General features: G+C 36.9%; 19 protein-coding genes. 7 read left to right on the top strand and 12 right to left on the bottom strand.

Going from position 1 to position 18920, the window contains the following annotated elements:
* Positions 1-462 precede the first annotated feature (462 nt).
* Positions 463-1005 carry a Crp/Fnr family transcriptional regulator gene (locus AC5YGI_RS17450; RefSeq protein ID WP_330746870.1) on the bottom strand — a complete coding sequence of 181 codons (543 nt, stop codon included), beginning with the start codon at positions 1003-1005 and terminating at the stop codon, positions 463-465.
* 15 nt (positions 1006-1020) lie between these two features.
* On the bottom strand, positions 1021-3006 hold the full coding sequence (hutU, locus tag AC5YGI_RS17445) for a urocanate hydratase (protein ID WP_330746871.1): 1986 nt from the start codon (positions 3004-3006) through the stop codon (positions 1021-1023).
* 268 nt (positions 3007-3274) lie between these two features.
* Here hutU and AC5YGI_RS17440 point away from each other — a divergent pair, with 268 nt between their 5' ends.
* Positions 3275-3712, top strand: a complete 438-nt coding sequence (locus AC5YGI_RS17440; protein ID WP_496169063.1) for an endonuclease domain-containing protein — start codon at positions 3275-3277, stop codon at positions 3710-3712.
* A gap of 114 nt (positions 3713-3826) precedes the next feature.
* On the opposite strand, the gene AC5YGI_RS17435 is transcribed toward AC5YGI_RS17440, so the two are convergent.
* From AC5YGI_RS17435 to AC5YGI_RS17415, 5 genes are all read right to left on the bottom strand, one after another.
* Entirely contained in the window at positions 3827-4120 is a 294-nt protein-coding gene (locus AC5YGI_RS17435) for a hypothetical protein (protein ID WP_114821005.1), read from the bottom strand.
* A 49-nt stretch (positions 4121-4169) separates the two neighbouring features.
* Positions 4170-5156 carry a 2-hydroxyacid dehydrogenase gene (locus tag AC5YGI_RS17430; protein ID WP_496169062.1) on the bottom strand — a complete coding sequence of 329 codons (987 nt, stop codon included), beginning with the start codon at positions 5154-5156 and terminating at the stop codon, positions 4170-4172.
* A gap of 77 nt (positions 5157-5233) precedes the next feature.
* Positions 5234-5497 (bottom strand): prevent-host-death protein, encoded by a 264-nt coding sequence (locus tag AC5YGI_RS17425; RefSeq protein WP_110011069.1) that lies wholly within the window; start codon positions 5495-5497, stop codon positions 5234-5236.
* A 177-nt stretch (positions 5498-5674) separates the two neighbouring features.
* Positions 5675-6325 (bottom strand): protein-L-isoaspartate(D-aspartate) O-methyltransferase, encoded by a 651-nt coding sequence (locus AC5YGI_RS17420; RefSeq protein ID WP_330746877.1) that lies wholly within the window; start codon positions 6323-6325, stop codon positions 5675-5677.
* Positions 6326-6422: 97 nt separating this feature from the next.
* A complete protein-coding gene (locus tag AC5YGI_RS17415) occupies positions 6423-7070 on the bottom strand; it encodes a hypothetical protein (RefSeq protein ID WP_496169061.1) in 648 nt (215 codons plus the stop codon).
* 134 nt (positions 7071-7204) lie between these two features.
* Here AC5YGI_RS17415 and AC5YGI_RS17410 point away from each other — a divergent pair, with 134 nt between their 5' ends.
* The 6 genes from AC5YGI_RS17410 (at position 7205) to AC5YGI_RS17385 (ending at position 12905) form a co-directional block, all read left to right on the top strand.
* A complete protein-coding gene (locus tag AC5YGI_RS17410; RefSeq protein WP_496169060.1) occupies positions 7205-8167 on the top strand; it encodes a Gfo/Idh/MocA family protein in 963 nt (320 codons plus the stop codon).
* Positions 8168-8595: 428 nt separating this feature from the next.
* Entirely contained in the window at positions 8596-10326 is a 1731-nt protein-coding gene (locus tag AC5YGI_RS17405; protein ID WP_496169059.1) for a cellulase family glycosylhydrolase, read from the top strand.
* Between the two features lie 66 nt (positions 10327-10392).
* Entirely contained in the window at positions 10393-11271 is an 879-nt protein-coding gene (bla-A, locus tag AC5YGI_RS17400) for a CGA/CIA family class A beta-lactamase (protein WP_496169058.1), read from the top strand.
* A gap of 31 nt (positions 11272-11302) precedes the next feature.
* Positions 11303-11713: a hypothetical protein gene (locus AC5YGI_RS17395; RefSeq protein WP_496169057.1), complete on the top strand. Its 411-nt coding sequence runs from the start codon at positions 11303-11305 to the stop codon at positions 11711-11713.
* 10 nt (positions 11714-11723) lie between these two features.
* Positions 11724-12620, top strand: coding sequence for a 3-hydroxybutyryl-CoA dehydrogenase (locus tag AC5YGI_RS17390; protein ID WP_202844343.1), 897 nt, complete (start codon positions 11724-11726; stop codon positions 12618-12620).
* A 45-nt stretch (positions 12621-12665) separates the two neighbouring features.
* Positions 12666-12905 (top strand): DUF8828 family protein, encoded by a 240-nt coding sequence (locus tag AC5YGI_RS17385; RefSeq protein WP_002977986.1) that lies wholly within the window; start codon positions 12666-12668, stop codon positions 12903-12905.
* A 49-nt stretch (positions 12906-12954) separates the two neighbouring features.
* Here AC5YGI_RS17385 and AC5YGI_RS17380 read toward each other — a convergent pair whose 3' ends face one another.
* The 5 genes from AC5YGI_RS17380 to AC5YGI_RS17360 form a co-directional block, all read right to left on the bottom strand.
* Positions 12955-13365, bottom strand: coding sequence for an META domain-containing protein (locus tag AC5YGI_RS17380; RefSeq protein WP_047433591.1), 411 nt, complete (start codon positions 13363-13365; stop codon positions 12955-12957).
* A 504-nt stretch (positions 13366-13869) separates the two neighbouring features.
* Entirely contained in the window at positions 13870-16272 is a 2403-nt protein-coding gene (pheT, locus tag AC5YGI_RS17375) for a phenylalanine--tRNA ligase subunit beta (protein WP_496169055.1), read from the bottom strand.
* A gap of 206 nt (positions 16273-16478) precedes the next feature.
* Positions 16479-17096 carry a DUF417 family protein gene (locus AC5YGI_RS17370; RefSeq protein ID WP_330746885.1) on the bottom strand — a complete coding sequence of 206 codons (618 nt, stop codon included), beginning with the start codon at positions 17094-17096 and terminating at the stop codon, positions 16479-16481.
* A gap of 63 nt (positions 17097-17159) precedes the next feature.
* Positions 17160-17990 carry an AraC family transcriptional regulator gene (locus AC5YGI_RS17365; protein WP_330746886.1) on the bottom strand — a complete coding sequence of 277 codons (831 nt, stop codon included), beginning with the start codon at positions 17988-17990 and terminating at the stop codon, positions 17160-17162.
* Positions 17991-18045: 55 nt separating this feature from the next.
* Positions 18046-18879, bottom strand: coding sequence for a M23 family metallopeptidase (locus AC5YGI_RS17360; RefSeq protein ID WP_330746887.1), 834 nt, complete (start codon positions 18877-18879; stop codon positions 18046-18048).
* Positions 18880-18920 lie beyond the last annotated feature (41 nt).

The raw sequence follows: 18920 nt of genomic DNA, 5'->3' as shown, positions 1-18920 counted from the left end.
TTCATTCAGCTAAAAAATTATACCATTGCTAAGCGACAGCACATTTGCGAACGTTGCGTTAAGGCTTACGAAGACAAGGCAATAAACAAAAGATAATTAATGAGGATGCATGTAGAAAGATAAAAACGCGATGTACACAAAGAATATATTGATGATGGCTATTTTTTCGATCGCAAGGGCATTTCATTCAGCTAAAAACATACTGTTGCTGAGCGACAGCACATTTGCGAACGTTGCGTTAAGGCTTACGAAGACAAGGCAATAGACAAAAGATAATTAATGAGGATGCATGTAGAAAGATAAAAACGCGAAGTACGCAAAGAATATATTAATGATGGCTATTTTTTCGATCGCAAGGGCATTTCATTCAGCTAAAAAATTATACCATTGCTGAGCGACAGCGCCTTTGCGAACGTAAAAATAAAATGAAAAATCTTTGCGAGCGTTGCGTTAAAAATAACACTAATTAATACGCTTCCTGATCCGGCTTAAAGAGATTGCCGTAATGCCAATATAAGAAGCTAGATATTTCAAAGGAATATTTTGAATGTAATGAGGCTTATTTTTCAGCAGATATTCATACAGATCCTGCGGAGTATTTTTCAGCAGAAGCATTTCCCTTTTCATTGCAGCGTTGAGCTTTCTGCTCAGATAGTAGTTCTGTACGAAACGGCAGTGCGGATTGACAGCGAACAGGTTTTTCACCTCATCCAGGGTGATTTCCCATGCCAGTCCTTTGTTGATGGACTCATAAACGGCATCAGAACTTTTTTCTTCAACAGTAAAAATATCGCCGGGAAAGTAGAATTCTGCACAGATCTCGGTGTCGATATCTGAGGTACTGTTGATGTAGTATTTACGGACAAGCCCATCTTCTACAAGATAGGCTTTGTTGTCAGTAAATATATTTTTCTTTGAAAATTCAACTTCAGCAAACTTCTCCCATACAGGATCACTATCCTCTACGTTCAGGTGTGAAAACAATTTTTTGTTGATGGTTGCCAATGTTGAATTTTTATATTACAATAAGTTTTCGTCTACAAGGTTCGGAAGGGTTACTTTCAGGTTCGGTTCTGCTTCCATCGCCCTTTTAATGGCGAAAACAGCACCTTCATTTCGTGCCCAGCTTCTCCTTGAGATTCCGTTGTTCACATCCCAGAAAAGCATGGATTTTAATCTTCTGTCGGCATCATCGCTTCCGTCAAGGAGCATTCCGAAACCTCCGTTGATTACTTCTCCCCAGCCTACTCCTCCTCCATTGTGAATGGAAACCCACGTAGCTCCACGGAAACTGTCCCCAATCACGTTGTGAATGGCCATATCTGCTGTAAATCTTGATCCGTCATAGATATTGGAAGTCTCTCTGTAAGGAGAATCTGTTCCTGAAACATCGTGATGGTCTCTGCCCAATACAACTGGTCCTATTTCCCCATTTTTAATGGCTTTGTTGAAGGCTTCAGCAATTTTTATTCTTCCTTCTGCATCTGCATAAAGGATTCTTGCCTGAGAACCTACCACCAGTTTGTTTTCCTGTGCACCCTTGATCCATTGGATATTGTCTTTCATCTGCTGCTGGATCTCTTCAGGAGAGTTTTTCACAATTTCCTCTAATACTGCACAGGCAATATCATCTGTTTTTTTCAGATCTTCAGGGTTACCGCTTGTACATACCCAACGGAATGGTCCGAAACCATAATCAAAACACATAGGCCCCATAATATCCTGTACATAGCTCGGATATTTGAATTCTCTTCCTAATGTCGGGTTTTCTGCCATTACATCGGCTCCTGCTCTGGAAGCTTCCAACAAAAAGGCATTTCCATAATCAAAGAAATAGGTTCCTTTTTCTGTATGTTTGTTGATGGCTGCAGCGTGTCTTCTCAATGTTTCCTGAACTTTTTCTTTGAACAACTCAGGGTTTTCAGCCATCATGGTATTGGATTCTTCAAAACTTTGTCCTACAGGATAATAACCACCCGCCCATGGATTGTGAAGGGAAGTCTGATCTGATCCGATATCGATTCTTAAATCTTCCTGATCAAATTTCTCCCAAACCTCTACAATATTTCCAAGATAAGCCAAAGACACTGTTTCTTTGTTAGCCTGTGCTTCTCTTACTCTTTTTACCAATGCATCAAGATCTTCATGAATTTCATTCACCCATTTCTGATCGTGGCGGATTTTCGTGATCTTAGGATTCACTTCTGCACATACGGTAACGCAGCCTGCAATATTCCCTGCTTTGGGCTGAGCTCCACTCATTCCTCCTAATCCTGACGTTACAAATAGTCCTCCTTTCGGTTCTTTTTTGATTTTTCTGAAAGCATTTAATACCGTAATCGTTGTTCCGTGAACAATCCCCTGAGGACCGATATACATATAACTTCCCGCTGTCATCTGCCCATACTGGGTAACGCCTAATGCATTGAATTTCTCCCAGTCATCCGGTTTTGAATAATTCGGGATCATCATACCATTCGTTACAACAACTCTTGGTGCATCTTTGTGAGAAGGAAATAAGCCCATCGGATGTCCTGAATACATCACCAGGGTCTGTTCATTGCTCATTTCAGACAGATATTTCATGGTCAGCAGATACTGAGCCCAGTTGGAGAACACCGCTCCGTTTCCACCATACGTAATCAGTTCATGTGGATGCTGCGCTACTGCATAATCCAGGTTATTCTGAATCATCAGCATGATCGCTTTTGCCTGTTCAGATTTTCCGGGATAGTCTGTAATAGGTCTCGCCTTCATTTCATAATCCGGACGAAAACGGTACATATAAATCCTTCCGTAATCTTCCAGTTCCTGCTTAAATTCAGGAATCAGTTCTGCGTGAAACTTAGGATCGAAATAACGTAAAGCATTCTTCAATGCCAGTTTTTTCTCTTCTTCCCCTAAAATTTCTTTACGCTTCGGAGCATGGTTGATATTGGTCTCGTATGGTTTGGGTTGTGGCAGTTGATTCGGAATCCCCTGCTGTATCTGTTCTTGAAATGTCATATTGCTATTTAAAGGTCTATGTTTTTAAACAATGTTTGAAGTTTTAAAGATATTCAAAATAGGAAATATAGGCAAGAGGCGTAGAGAAGAATGGTTTAAAGTTTAAGGTTTAAGCTTAAACCTTAAAGCAAAATTATGAAAACTGTAAATCGACTATCATTTGATATTAAATACTATATTTGAATAAATATACCTCAATTCCCCTCCCTCGGAGGGGTGGATTTCAAAGTTAATAACTTTGAAAGACGGGGTGGTTAAAAACACAATCATGAAAGAAATCCTCACCGTCATCAACGGAATTCCGATCCGCAGGAATTTCGTTGAGAACCTGCCCTACAATCCTTATTTAAAAGTATTATTAAAAGAAAAACGTAAAGCCCGGATTTTGGGTGAAGTGATATTCTGGAAGAAAGTCCGTGCAAAAAAATTCTATACCATTGATTTTGACAGACAAAGTATTATCGGAAATTATATTGTTGATTTCTATGTGAAAACTCTTGGACTTATTATAGAAATAGATGGTTCGAGCCATGACGAAAAACAGATTTATGATGGGATAAGAGAGGAATATCTTGAATCTTTGGGGTTGTTGGTTTTTAGAATCAGTGATTTTGATATGAGGAATAATTTGAGTTGGGTGATGAAGGAATTGGAGGATTTTATTGTGCTGCACTATGGAACCACCCCGTCTTCAAAAATTCTTTGATTTGTGAATCCACCCCTCCGAGGGAGGGGAATTGCCCTTCCCCATATTAGTTGGTATTTCACATAAAAAAACCTTACTGAAATTCAATAAGGCAGGTTTTTGTATCGTTAAAGTTTACGTTAAAACATCATCGTTTTCCTCTTCATGGTCATCTTCATTATCGCTGAGACTCCAGTAATTATTTTCTTCATCTTCTGCACCTATTTCTTCCATTTCATCATCATCTTCGGCTCCCGGAATATCCAGGCCTTTATCGATTTTATCTTCATCAAAATCTTCATCCAGAATGGGATTTCCGTCTCCATCAAGCGGAATGTGTTTTTCTTTCTGGAAAATATCTTCATTGGGATTATAATCCATTTGTTCCAGCTTTCTGTTCTGTTCATTAATATTGTCTTCCGGTATCATGATAGTGGTATTTAAGGGTTTACATATTTAAAACAAAAATAATTCCAAGTTATGCTGAATAATCAGAATAAACGTCAGGATTTGCACAATGCGGCATTTTCTCATTTCGTGAAAAAGCGATGATATTTCCTGCTGCCAGTCTGGCCATTCCGTTTCGGGCCTCAACAGTAGCCGAACCTATGTGCGGAAGAATACAAACACTTGAAAGCTGCAGAATAGGATCATCTGCAGACATCGGTTCCGGATTGGTTACATCCAGACCTGCTCCCCAGATTTTTTTATCTACAAGTGCCTGATACAAATCTTTTTGGTTATGAAAACCTCCTCTGGCTGTATTGATGAAAATCGAGTCCGGCTTCATTTGTTCAAATATTGAATAATTAAACAATTCTTTCTGTTCGGGGGTAAAATTAGCGTGTACACTCAATACATCCGAGCTTCTGATTAGTTCTTCGAAAGAAACATAAGCTGCCCCCAGCTCGTTTTCTGCTTCCTCATTCTGATGGCGGTTGTGGTAAATGATGTTCATACCAAAAGCCTTTTTTGATTTTTCAGCCATTTCATAACCGATTCGGCCCAATCCAAAAATTCCCAGTGTTTTTCCATATAATTCCTGGCCCAGGGCATGTAGAGGATCAAATGCTCCCCAATTATCATCTTTTACTTTCTGAAAATTATAGCTCGCTCTTCTGGCAACAGACTGCATCAGTAAAAAAGCAACATCTGAAGTAGCCCTGCTCAGAACATCGGGCGTATTTCCCACCGGAATGTGTCGTTGTGATGCTTCTTTAATGTCAACGTGATCAAATCCTACGGAATAAAGAGCAATAGCCTTCACATTCGGGCAGGCTTCAAAGAAGTTCTTATCATATTTAAAATCTGCGCCAATACTTAAAATCGTATCTGTATTTTTACAGTAATTAAGCCATTCTTCGTAAGAAAGGTTTTCTTTTTCCGGGATTATAATCTCCAGGCCTGCTTCTTCCAGCATTTTAATTCCTGTCTCGGGAATTCTTTTATTGATAAAAACTTTCATAGTACTGTGGTTTGGTTATTTTAAATAAAAAACCTCACTCGCAAAAAGTAAGGTTATTGAACTTTAATATTAAAAAATTATTTCTCTTCATCCGAATGGTCTTTGTTTTTCTCCCAGGCTTCAGAAGCAATTTCCTGAATTTCTGTCCAAACTTCTTTTGCAGATTTCTGAGCCTGCGCCATAAATCCTTGTTTGGTAGCTTCCTGATTCCTGCTTTTCATGTCATGAAGGTAATCTTTCACCTGCTGGGAATAGCTTTCTATACTGTATCCCGGGTTATTATGCAGATTTTTCTGAAGATTACTAAAATCATGTGACGCCTTGAATCTGTTCGTGTCCATAATATTAAGATTTTAGTGATTGGGTTCTCATGTGAATCCAATTTTTATTCCGAAACAGATTTAAAATGTATTAAAAAAAGATTAAATCTTATTAATTATCGAATTTCAAAAACACAAACTATGGCTAAGAACAGGTATTTGAGACCAGTAGGCTGACCAGTCCTTGTCTGTAATACATTATTGATTTGTATTTCCAAGCATCGGAACAAATTTATAAGCTCCGAATTCTTCTTTTTCAAATTCTGTAGGCCCTACTTTGGTAAATCTATATAAAACCTGTTCATCCGTTGGTCCCAATGGGATCACCATTATTCCACCGATGTTCAGTTGTTTTAAAAGCTCTGTGGGTAATGTAGAAGCACCACAGGTTACGATGATTTTGTCAAAAGGAGCAAAAGTTGGAAGCCCGGCAAAACCATCCCCAAAACTCTGAAATTTTGGAAACAGATGAAGTTCTCTGAGTTTCTTTTTGGAAAAATCAAAAAGGTCTTTCTGCCTTTCTACAGTATATACATGAGCTTTCATCGCCATTAAAACTGCGGTCTGGTATCCACATCCTGTTCCGATCTCCAAAACTTTTTCACCTGGTTTTACCTTCAACAATTCAGACTGTTCCGCTACCGTGGACGGATGGGAAATGGTCTGATGGGCGAGAATAGGAAATGCCCTGTCTTCATAGGCAAAATCTTCAAAAATACTTTCGATAAAAAGGTGTCTTGGAATTTCATTCATTGCCGAAAGTACATTTTCATCCGAAATACCAATTCTGTTTCGAAGGTAGTCTACTAAAATCTTTCTTTTTCCTTTATGTACAAACGAATCCTGCATTTGACAAAAGTAAGAAATTAGAAATTAGATTTCAAATCGGAACAAAGAATATCCCAAAAATAAAGCAGCCATTATTTTGACTGCTGTGTTTTTATTTTTAATTCCATTGTATCGGATAAGGCCCGTAAAAATCACTGAAGGTATTATCAGCACATCTTTTTCTCACAAAAAAGTTATAATTCACTGTTTTACTTAATCCTACATAAACAGCTTTTTGGCCTGCAAACACCAAATCTCCACTTGCAGGAGGAGCAAAACTTGTTGTCAGAACAGTTTCATATGCGGAAACCCCATCATTTTCCCAGGATACTGTAGCATCAAAAATAGAAGAATTCGCAGAAGAGGTTGTTTTCGAATAGGTTGCATATTCTGGTTTTGCGCAGGTGGTAGTAGTGCCAGCCAATACGGTAACAGGTCCTGCCCAGTTGCTCCGGCCGTTGTCAATTCCGCAGTTTTTTCTTACGTAAAGGTCATATTTGTTATCTTTATAGAAAGGAAGGCTATAAAAATACTTGTTAGTGACCACTGTAGTTCCCTTTCCCAAAGAGAAACCCTGTTCCCCATACTGTACCTCATAATATCCTTCTCCCTGACTGATAAAGTTCCAGGAAAGCCGATTATTTGCTTTTTCAAACATCAGATTTGTGGGAGTACCACATTTGGCCTGCGGATCATATGGACTATCTCCTATACATCCGGCAGTACATAATCCGGAAAGGATTACAATCGAAATTATTCTTTTCATAGCTATTTTTCTAACCGTGAATTTAGTATAATTTCTTTAATGAATGTAGGCGTTCATTCCTGACTATCACCAAGTGAAAAGTCATGTATTTTATAAATGTACATTCACTATCTTTACAAAAATTTAATACAGCTATGTTAAAAGCAGGTTTGGTAGGTGCCGGACACTTGGGAAAAATACATTTAAAACTTCTTAATCAGTCAGATAGATATGAATTTGTAGGTTTCCATGATAAAGATGTTGAAAACGGAAAGAAATTAGAAGCCGAATTCGGATATAAATATTTTGAAAATTTTGATGAATTGCTTGAGCAGATTGACATGCTTGACATTGTCACTCCGACTGTTTATCATTATGATTATGCTTTAAAAGCCATTGAAAAAAGCCTTCATTTCTTTATTGAAAAACCGGTAACCCAGACTCTTGAACAGGCAGAAGAAATTCTTCGTCTGTGCCAGGAAAAAGGAATCAAAGCACAGGTAGGACACGTTGAGAGATACAACCCGGCGTTTATTGCTACTAAGGAATACATCAGTACTCCAATGTTTATTGAAATCCACAGACTGGCAGAATTTAACCCACGTGGTACGGATGTTTCTGTAGTATTGGACCTTATGATTCACGATCTTGATATCTTATTAAGCATTGCAAAATCCAAAGTAAAAAACATCCATGCAAGCGGTGTTTGTGTAGTCAGCAAAACTCCGGATATTGCCAATGCAAGAATAGAGTTCGAAAACGGGTGCGTTGCCAACCTTACTACTTCGAGAATTTCTATGAAAGCTATGAGAAAAAGCAGATTCTTCCAGAAAGATGCTTACATTTCCGTTGACTTCCTTGAGAAAAAGGCTGAAGTGATCAGAATGAAAGATGCTCCCGAAAACCCTACTCCATTTGATATGATTATTGAAAATGCGGAAGGAGAAAAGAACCAGATCCTGTTTGAATATCCGAATATCCAGCCCAACAATGCTATTCTGGACGAATTAAATTCTTTCGCTGACGCTATTACTGACGACAAAAATGTAGAAGTTTCTCTTGAAGATGGTACTGAAGCGTTGAAAGTGGCTTTGGAGATTATGAAACTGATCAGTTAAAAACATACTGATTCTTAAATATATCATGCTATCTTATAATCAGAATAATGGATTATGAGATAGCATTTTTTATTATTATAAAACGCAAAGTTTCATTTTCAGCCACGGATTATGTTAAGTAAGCAAAGAATGAATCAATTAAAATTGATTTGATGAAGCTGCATATTTAATTAATTCAGAATTTGTATTTTAAGAAACTCATGTAAAAAAAAACGATTCATTAATAATTACGATTTATCAATAAAAAACCCTTTTCAAAACAAAAAAATAATATATTTGAAGAATAATTCAATAAAGCATTGAAAAATTTTGTTTTACATATATGGATATCCGGCAAACGCGAAGATGTGAACTTTGATTCATCTCGTTTGGTCACCATTCCGTATTATTTCTAATATTTTCCTATTATTTTAAACATTGCAATCACTATGAAAAGAGCCATTCTATTATCCGCACTTTTATTGTCTCAATTTGGGACATCACAATTACTGAAGACTTCAGGACAGAAAATCGTTAATGATAAAGGTGAAAATATTCAATTGAAAGGCCTTGGGCTGGGCGGTTGGATGCTACAGGAAGGATATATGCTGAAAACTGCCGATTTTGCAGGCCCTCAGTATAAGATTAAGGAGAAAATTGCAGAATTGATTGGTGAAGACGGAATGAATGAGTTCTACAAAGCGTACCTGAAAAACGGAATCACTAAACAGGATATTGATTTTCTGGCCAAAGCCGGATTCAATTCGATAAGGCTTCCGATGCACTACAATCTTTATACACTACCGATTGAAAAGGAACCTGCAAAAGGAAAAGATACGTGGCTGGAGGAAGGTTTTACAATGACTGATGATCTTCTTCAATGGTGTACCGATAACAAAATATACCTGATTCTCGATCTGCATGCAGCACCAGGAGGTCAGGGAAATGATGCGAATATCTCTGATAATGATAAATCCAAGCCTTCACTTTGGGCCAGTGAAGAAAATCAGAGAAAAACAATTGCCCTCTGGAAAAAACTGGCTGAAAGATATAAGGATCATCCATGGATCGGAGGCTATGACCTGATTAACGAACCCAACATCAACTTTACAGGTAAAAACCCGAATGGTACAGATGAAATGTCCAATGCTCCGCTCTGGAAACTTCAGAAAGATATTACAGCGGCGATCAGAGAGGTGGACAAAAAGCATATTATTTTTATTGAAGGAAACGGCTGGGGAAACAATTATAACGGACTTCCGGCGATCTGGGATAATAATATGGCCTTCAGTTTTCATAAATACTGGAATTACAATGATGATCAAACCATTAAGTTCGCCCTGGATCTCAGAGAGAAACATAATATGCCGATATGGCTTGGGGAAACTGGTGAGAATTCCAATGTATGGTTTACCGAGCTGATCCAGCTTTTGGGCAAGCATAATATCGGTTATGCCTTCTGGCCGATGAAAAAGATTGATAATATTGCAGGAATTACCAATGTAAAAATCACACCTGAATATGAAAAGCTATTGGATTACTGGAAAAACGGAGGTGAAAAGCCTTCTAAAGAATATGCCAAAAAAGCTTTATTACAGATTGCCGACAATTATAAGCTGAACAACACGGAAATTAAAAGGGATGTGATTGATGCGATGTTCAGACAGATTACAGATATTTCAACAAAACCTTTCAGAAATCATCAGGCTCCGGGAAGAATATTCGCTTCAGAATATGATTTGGGAAGAATGGGTGCTGCCTATCTGGATAAGGATTTTATTAATCTCTGGGTAAGTGATCCGGCAAAAAGATCGGAGTGGAACTCCGGACAGCAGATGAGAAATGATGGGGTGGATATTTATCAATGTAATGATAAGGTTACCAATCAGTATTATGTAGGAAAAACAGAAACAGGAGAATGGCTTCAATACACGGTTCAGTCCAAAGAAGACAAAAGATATTCGATGGATATCAGATATTCGGCGGCCAATGATGCTAAAATAAGAATTGAAACGGCTTCAGGAAAAGTTTTAGCTACAGTATCATTGTCATCTACGGGTGGAAATGAAAACTGGAAAACGGTTTCAGCAAAAAATATCAGCCTTCAGAAAGGCGAAAACAAGATCAGAATTGTCTTTGAAAATGATGGAATCAATCTGAATTATTTTGAATTAAAATAGTAATAATTGTCTTAAATTGCAGCTCTCTTCCGGTCTTCGGAAGAGGGCTTTTTTAATGATCATATTATGAAAAAAACAGCACTCTTTTTCCTTCTGATTTCAGCATTTACCTTTGCTCAGACTTCTCTATTGGAACAAAAAATAAACTCAATTCTCAAAAACAAAAAAGCGACGGTAGGCGTTTCTGTCCTAGGTTTTGAAAATGGTTTTACATACAATAAAAATGCAGATAAAAAGCTGCCAATGCAAAGTGTATTCAAGTTTCACATTGCCGCAGCGGTTCTGAATGCCGTAGACCAGGGAAAGCTTTCTCTGGATCAGAAAATTAAACTGGATCAGTCAAATTTACTCGAGAATACATGGTCGCCGCTTCGTGATCAATATGCCGGAAAGAATGCAGAAGTTCCGTTAAGTGAAGTGATTGAATATACGGTTGCCAAAAGTGATAACAACGGCTGTGATATTCTTCTCAGATTATTGGGAGGAACCCAAACTGTTCAAAAATTCATGGATTCCAAAGGGGTAAAAGGTTTTCAGATCAAATATAATGAAGAGGATATGCATAAAGACTGGAATGTTCAATATGAAAATTACAGCACGACAAAATCAGCAGTCGATGTCCTTAAAAAGTTTTATGACGGGAAATTACTTTCCAAAAAATCTACAGATTATCTGATGAAAGTACTATGGTCTACTTCCACAGGATTGAATAAAATGGTAGAACAGCTTCCGAAAAACACGCCTGTGGCAAGAAAAACGGGAGCTTCAGGGAAGAATGATGCAGGTCTAACAGGTGCAGAAAATGAAATTGGAATCGTTACTTTACCCAATGGAAAACATTATGCATTAGCTGTATTTGTCAGTAATTCAACGGAAACGGATGCTGTCAACTGCAGGATGATTTCAGATATTTCCAGGGAGGTTTGGGAATATTTTAATAAGTAAAATTTTAAGCTTATTTTTAAAGCGATTTAACATGAAAAAAATAATACTAACAACGGCTCTGTTTGCTTTCACGTTCTTTTACGCACAGAAGAATCAGAATTATTTAGAAATCAGCTACGGAAGTGTATGCTGTGGCCCTGCCTCTGATAAGCCTGTGATGAGTTTTCTGAAAGAATTTAAGAACAAAAGCCAGATAAAAAGCCTGGAAGTCCTGATGCAAAAAGGCATGGGAAGAGAAGGCGAATATACATTGTATGTGGGCACCGACTTTCTTACAAAGAATCAGAAAAAACGATTGATAAGAGGTTTAACAGCTACTGTTTCCAATCAGAATAACAGTAAAAAAAGCCAGAGTGTAGGAAATGTTACCTTTGATTCAACAGCTGTTGTCACACAATCTGACCTTACAGACGCAAAAAATTTAACTATCTATAAAAAATAAAGGAAAAATGATCAAAAACATTGTAGTTATCGGAGCGGGAACCATGGGAAATGGTATTGCACATACTTTCGCACAAAGCGGTTTTAAAGTAAATCTTGTAGATGTATCCCAGGAAGCTTTGGACAGAGGTTTAAAAACCATTACTACCAATCTTGACAGAATCATTGCAAAAGGGAACCTTACAGAGGAGCAAAAAGCTGAAACTTTAGGTAATATCACAACTTTTACAGCATTGAATGAGGCTGCAGGTTCTGCAGATCTTATTGTAGAGGCTGCTACTGAAAATCTTGATCTTAAACTGAAGATCTTCGGTCAGATGGATGAACTGGCTCCTGCCAACTGTATCCTTGCAACCAATACTTCTTCTATTTCTATCACAAAAATTGCTGCGGCTACCAAAAGAGCTGATAAAGTAATCGGAATGCACTTTATGAACCCGGTTCCTATTATGAAACTGGTAGAAATTATCAAGGGATATTCAACTTCCAAGGAGACTTTTGACGCCATTTATGAAATGAGTAAAACTTTGGGTAAAGTTCCTGTAGAAGTGAATGACTACCCTGGTTTTGTGGCGAACAGAATTCTAATGCCAATGATCAATGAGTCGATCGAAACCCTTTATAACGGAGTGGCTGGTGTAGAAGAAATTGATACGGTAATGAAACTGGGAATGGCTCATCCGATGGGTCCGCTTCAGCTGGCTGACTTTATTGGTCTTGATGTATGTCTTGCTATTCTGAACGTTATGTATGACGGTTTCAAAAATCCTAAGTACGCTCCGAACCCATTGCTTGTTAACATGGTGACAGCCGGAAAACTGGGTGTAAAATCTGGAGAAGGGTTCTACGATTATTCTGAAAGCAAAAAAGCTGAAAAAGTTTCAAAAATGTTTTTGAAGTCATCTTAAATCAATAATTTTAATTATCTTTGAGAAAGTTAAAACATTAAAAAAATGAAATTACCAAAGTTTTTATTAGCAGATAATTCGGAATTTCCAGAGGATCTATTCGTAGTTCATACAGAATATCCAAGATTTATCTTAAACGTTGAGGAAGAAGAAGTTGAGTGGTTAGATGATCTTGAAGGTGATGATGAAGAAACGATGGCAGACGAGGCTACTAAAGTAGTAGAAGCAGCATTCAAATGGTGCGATGAAGAGTTGGCTAAGTACGACGAAGAAGAGGAAGATTAATAACACTCTAAACATAAAAAAGGAACTCAATTGAGTTCCTTTTGTTTTTTTATTCTGATTTAGTGAATTTCAATAACAAAAGATTGTCTTTGTACAATTCTAAAGTATTTCCGGAAACCACATATTTGTTAGCTTTCCCCATCATATCCATAAAGTTCTGTTCTACCCCGATGTTGCTGCACATCATTTTTGTAGATCCCATCTGTCCGGCTGTAAAACTTCCTGTAGACGGATCTATGGTAGCCGTTCCGAAATAGTTGTTACATCCTGCATTTCCGGTGATCTTTTCTCCTTCAATATTCAATGTCGGAACTTTACCTTTTACCGTTTCAGCCAATGTCCATTTTGTGCTGGCAAGAGCAGGCTGAGCTTTTCCTACTTTAGATGCAGACGGGCTTGTCATAGATCCACATGAAGCCAATACTGCAGCTGTACATATACTTAAAAAAAGATTTTTCATTTTTTTCTTTTTGAATTAACCCAAATTTACGGAAATTATATTATTTAAACGGGCTGCCGTGAATTTTATTATTCTTTAACATCTTGTATTTTGAATAATTTTCAGAATTATTTTTATGCTCTTGATGATCAAAAAAGGATTGAAAGCCTTAATACATAAGAACTTTATCTGCACTAAAGTTGTAACGTTGCCTTTGTCATTCCAAAGGAATCTCTATTACAATTAGCTTATAAAGAGCCCTGAGACTTCTACGGAGTGACAAAGGCTGTGGATAGAGTGTTTTTATACAAAATTTCCATTTTAAACACGAATAACACTAATATTTTCACTAATATCACTAATGCAATTCAATAGGAACGGGCTTTAGCCCGTTTTTCTATCCACAAAAATTCATTTGGCTTTAGCCAAAACATATTAATACATTTTTATTAAACTTAAAAAACAAAAAAAAAACGGACTTAAAAAAGTCCGTTTCTATTTATTAATGAAATATATTTTCAAGTATTAAGATCTCAACTCAGCGTTGAATTCTTTCTGGAAAGCTTTGATCAGAGAATCCATTACTTCTGTAATCTCTTTTTCTTCCAGTGTTTTTTCTTCGTTTAACAACTCGAAGGTCATGGCATAAGACTTCTTACCTTCAGGAAGATTTTTACCTTCATACACATCGAACAGATTAATGTTTTTAATGAATGGAGATTTGTTCTTTTTAGCCGTCTGGTATAAATCCTGATAGTTAACTGTTTTATCAATCAATAAAGCTAAGTCTCTTCTGATTTTGTTGAACTTCGGAATGTCTTTGAATTTCAATTCATTTTTAGAACGCAATTCCTGAGCAAATTCCAGTTCAATTTCAGCGTAGAAACATTCCTGATCAATATCAAAGTCTTTCAATAAAGCAGGCGCTACCTTTCCGATTCTTACCAATGCTTTACCATCCGCTTCATATACCAATGCATCAGAGAATCTGTCATCAGTTAGAGCTAATTCTTTATAATTTACAGCTAATCTTTCCAATAAAACTTTTACATAAGCTTTAAGGTTATAGAAGCTTACTGCAGATTTTGGCTGAAGCCAGTTTTCTGCAACATCTCTTCCTGAAACCAATAATGCAAGTTGTTTTCTTTCTTCGTATTTATCTTTTTTGTGATAAATTTTTCCTAATTCGAAGAACTTGATATCCTGATTTTTTCTGTTGATGTTATATACTGTATTCTGAAGAAGTCCTTCCAATAAAGACTTTCTCATGAATGCCAGATCACCGCTTAAAGGGTTCAATAGTTTTACCGCATCTGTTTCGTCTTTCACAGAAGTTAATGAGTTGTTCATTACTTCATTGAAACCAAGACCTTGTAAAGTTCTTGCCCAGCTGCTTTCCAGTTCGTCCTGATCGTTAGCACTTAGCTTAACAGGAGTAAACGAAATCTTCTGTGGAGCATCAATTTTATTGTATCCGTAGATTCTTAAAATCTCTTCAATCACGTCAATTTCTCTTGTTACATCTGCTCTGTACGCAGGAACGGAGATTTCGAAACCATTTGGGATTTCATTTAAAACCTGAATTTCCAATGCTTTTAAGATTTCCTTTACTTTTTCTCTGTGGATTTTTGTTCCTAAAATCTGCTCAATTTTAGAGAATCTAAGAATCACATAATTGTCCTCTATTTTCTTAGGATATTCTTCCAATAAGTCACCTACCAATTTACCTTCAGCAATTTCCTGAATCATTTTAATAGCGTGAGTGATGGCTGTTCTTGTAAGATTCGGGTCTACTCCTCTCTCAAATCTGAAAGAAGCATCTGTATTCAAGCTATGCGCTTTTGCTCCTTTTCTCACTGCAATCGGGTTGAAGTAAGCACTTTCAAGGAAGATTGTTTTTGTAGTATCAGATACTCCTGAATTCTCGCCACCGAATACTCCGGCAATACACATCGGCTTATCTTTACCATCTTTGATCATGATTTCAGAACCATTTAATGTTCTTTCAACACCATCTAAAGTCGTGAATTTCGTTCCCGGTTTTACTACACCTACTTTCACTTTTTTATCTGCAATTTTATCTGCATCAAATGCGTGAAGCGGCTGTCCGTACCCGTGAAGAATATAGTTGGTAATATCTACAACGTTATTGATCGGGCTTAATCCGATCGCTTTCAGTCTGTCTTTCAACCAGGATGGTGATTCTGCTATTTTTACATCTTCAATAACGGCTCCGATATATCTTGGACACAATTCTGCATCTTCAATTTCCAGTTTGAAATCATGTGTTCCTTCATTATTCAAAACTTCAGAAGCAACTTTATTAAATTGCGACTTCAATTGGTTTGTAGAAAGGTAGGCATGTAAATCTCTGGCAACGCCATAATGAGACATGGCATCTGTTCTGTTCGGCGTTAATCCGATTTCAAATACCTCATCATTGGTCAGTTCAAAATAGTCTGCAAAGTTTTTTCCTACTTCATATTTTGTTTCATCCAGCACCATAATTCCTCCATGATCATCGCTAAGACCTAGTTCGTCTTCTGCGCAGATCATCCCCTGAGAAACCTCACCTCTGATTTTTGCTTCTTTAATTTCAAAAAAGTTTCCGGTCTTGTCATAGATTTTTGTTCCGACAACGGCTACAGGAACAGTTTGCCCCGCTTCTACGTTAGGAGCTCCGCAAACAATGTTCAGCACTTTTCCGTTTCCTACGTCTACAGTTGTCTTCTTCAGTTTGTCAGCATTAGGATGCTTTTCGCAGGTAAGTACTTTACCTACAACAATTCCTTCCAGGCTGCCTCTTACACTTTCAAATTTATCTATCCCTTCAACCTCAAGACCTATATCTGTAAGGAATTCACCGATTCTTTCAGTTTTTGATTCCGTTTTTACAAAGTCCTTCAGCCAGTTGTTTGATATTTTCATTTGTTAATCTATCTACTTATTTAATTTGTCAGATGTACCCTAAGGTTTTATCTGCTCTATTTTGAAACTTTTATTTGAAATCCCACACCCTTTCCGGTGTGATTTTTCGAGCTACAAATGTCGTGTTTTTTTGAGAAATAGAGAAATTTACAAGCGATTTTAAGATAATAAATTTTCGTTAATCTTTGTGCTGCTGATTCGGGAATCTATTGATCCGACGGACCTACCAGCTTCTTCAGACTGTCAGAAAATAACACCAGCCCTGCAGCCATCATGATAATATCCTTTAGTACAAGACGTCCTGCCCCTGACAGATATGGAAATCCATATTGAGGAGTTGCATAGTCTCCACCCAGATTGGGGACGTAAACTTCAGGAGTAGTGATCAGGAATGACAGGGTAACGAGTGACATTAAAAATGTTAAAGCGCCTCCAACAGCTCCAATTTTAGGAAACCAGATTCCCAATACTACCAAAACTCCTATCACAACAATCATTGTTCCCAAGCCATAGGAGAACGCATACGTTCTGTTTTTCTGATGCCAGTCAATATTTTTCTGAACTACCTTTCCTTCCGGATTTTTGTACAAAGTATATTCTTTAACCGATTTTTGATCTTCATTAAGCACTTTATGGTTTGCATTTTTGTAAAAAAAACTCATCAAAGGGCTGTTGGCTACGAAAGGTACAATTCCATCAGCTTCGTAATGAAAGGCTTTCAAGCCTCCAATCCAGGCCATGACGATGAAAATTGAAATTCTGAGAAAATTGAAGAAGTACGTATCCCATTGTAATAATTGGTGATAAAGTCTGCTGTTTTTCATGTGATTTATTTTTTACCAAAGGTATTCACATGCCTGCAGCACCAACATAGACATTTCAGGACATTACATGGACATTTTCGCCACCACGGAGATCCCTACTTTTTCTCTGTAATTTTTAGGTGAGCAGCCTACTGACTTTTTGAAATACCTGCTGAAATAAAATTCATCTTCAAATCCCAGTTCAGAAGCAATCTCCTTTACAGATCTGTAGGTTAAATGTAGTAGTTTTTTAGATTCCAGAATAATTCTCTCATTGATAAGCTGAGTGGGTGTTTTGGAGAATTCTTTCTTTACTGCCTTGCTTAATGTACTATTGGTAATGTTTAGCTTATCGCTGTAAAATGACAGTTCTTTTTCATTTTTAAAATATGTTTCCAGAAGTTTCTGAAATTCTGCAGCATTTTTATTGGGAAGCTTTTCGTGAGAAACCACATTGTTTTCAATACTGCTTTTCTGTTTGCTTCCAATGGCAAGAATAAGCTGGATATAGGTCTTGATAATGGATTCCGAAAACGGATGTTTTTCAGATTCTTCTTTTTTAATATGATTAAAAAGCTCAAGAATATAATTGAAGTTTTCTTCTGACAGTTCAACCCCGGGATTCAGATAAATATTATTGAAAAGAAGTCCGTTACAAGCCACTTCTTCTTTATGATATTCTATACAGTAATAATCTCCGTGAAAGAAAAGCACGTGGATATTTTCATCAGATTCCGAAACCAGCTTTACCTTTTGATAAGGAGAAAGAAAGAGAATATTGTATCCGCTGTAAGAATAATTAATACCATCTACTGAGAAAACACCGGAACCTTTCCATAGAAACACGCTGTAATTTTCGGTTGTGAACTCTGCGGAAAAATCTGAGGTGTGGTAAGACTGTATTTTTATTTCCATGATGAGTTAATTTAAACACTAATGACGCTAATGATTCACAAATAACACTATCTGTTTAATACTCTTTTGAATACGTCTTTTTCTCTGTCAAATATTCATTTTTATTTCCGTCACCAGTTCTGAAAAGAGTTTTGATTGTTTCTCTGTATTTATCATTTTCCACTCTGGGAAGATAGCATACAAAGTGCAAATGAGGCCCTTTGCTCCACCCTGTATTACCACTTAATCCAATGACATCTCCTTTTTTCACCTGATCTCCAATATGTACTTTAACACCGTTTTGCTTTAAATGATAATATTGTGCAAACGTTCCGTCTGGATGCAGAACAGTGATATAATTTGCTTTATCTACACAACTTCTTGTTGGGCAGCCTATATCACTGGTGCTTACAAGATCAGTTACCAACCCTTCTCTGGCAGCAATGACTTCAGTACCTTCCGGCATTGTAAAATCTAAAGAATTTTCATTTTGATGAGAGAAAGTTCCATTATATCCTTGATAGATGTTAAATGATTTTCCTTTTTTAAAAGGTAAATCATAATGATAATCTTTATCATAGTTCTTTAAAGTAACATCTCCGATATACATCATATAGCCCGGAATCTTTTTCACTTTCCATCCTTTCATTTTATCATCGACAATAAAGTAACCTACTTTATTTTTCACTGAATTAGCAGGAATCACCTGTGTTGTTCTAAATGGTTGTGGTATTCTCATATTTTCTACTTCCGGAGATCCTGAAAACACTAAAGACATCGGGTAAATTCCCTTATTATCTGCATAAAGGCTCAAAGTATCTCCTTTCTTCTCATGATATACTTTGATATTATTTTGTGAAAATAAAGTGATAGATGATAATAATAGAATAAGAGTTGTTATTTTTTTCATGTTTATTAAATGCTTTTTTCTTATTATACTTTTACCTTGAA

The organism is Chryseobacterium sp. CS3K3.1 (assembly GCF_059515165.1).
The sequence above is the reverse complement of the archived record's forward strand: the minus strand, read 5'-3'. Positions and strand labels throughout refer to the sequence as shown.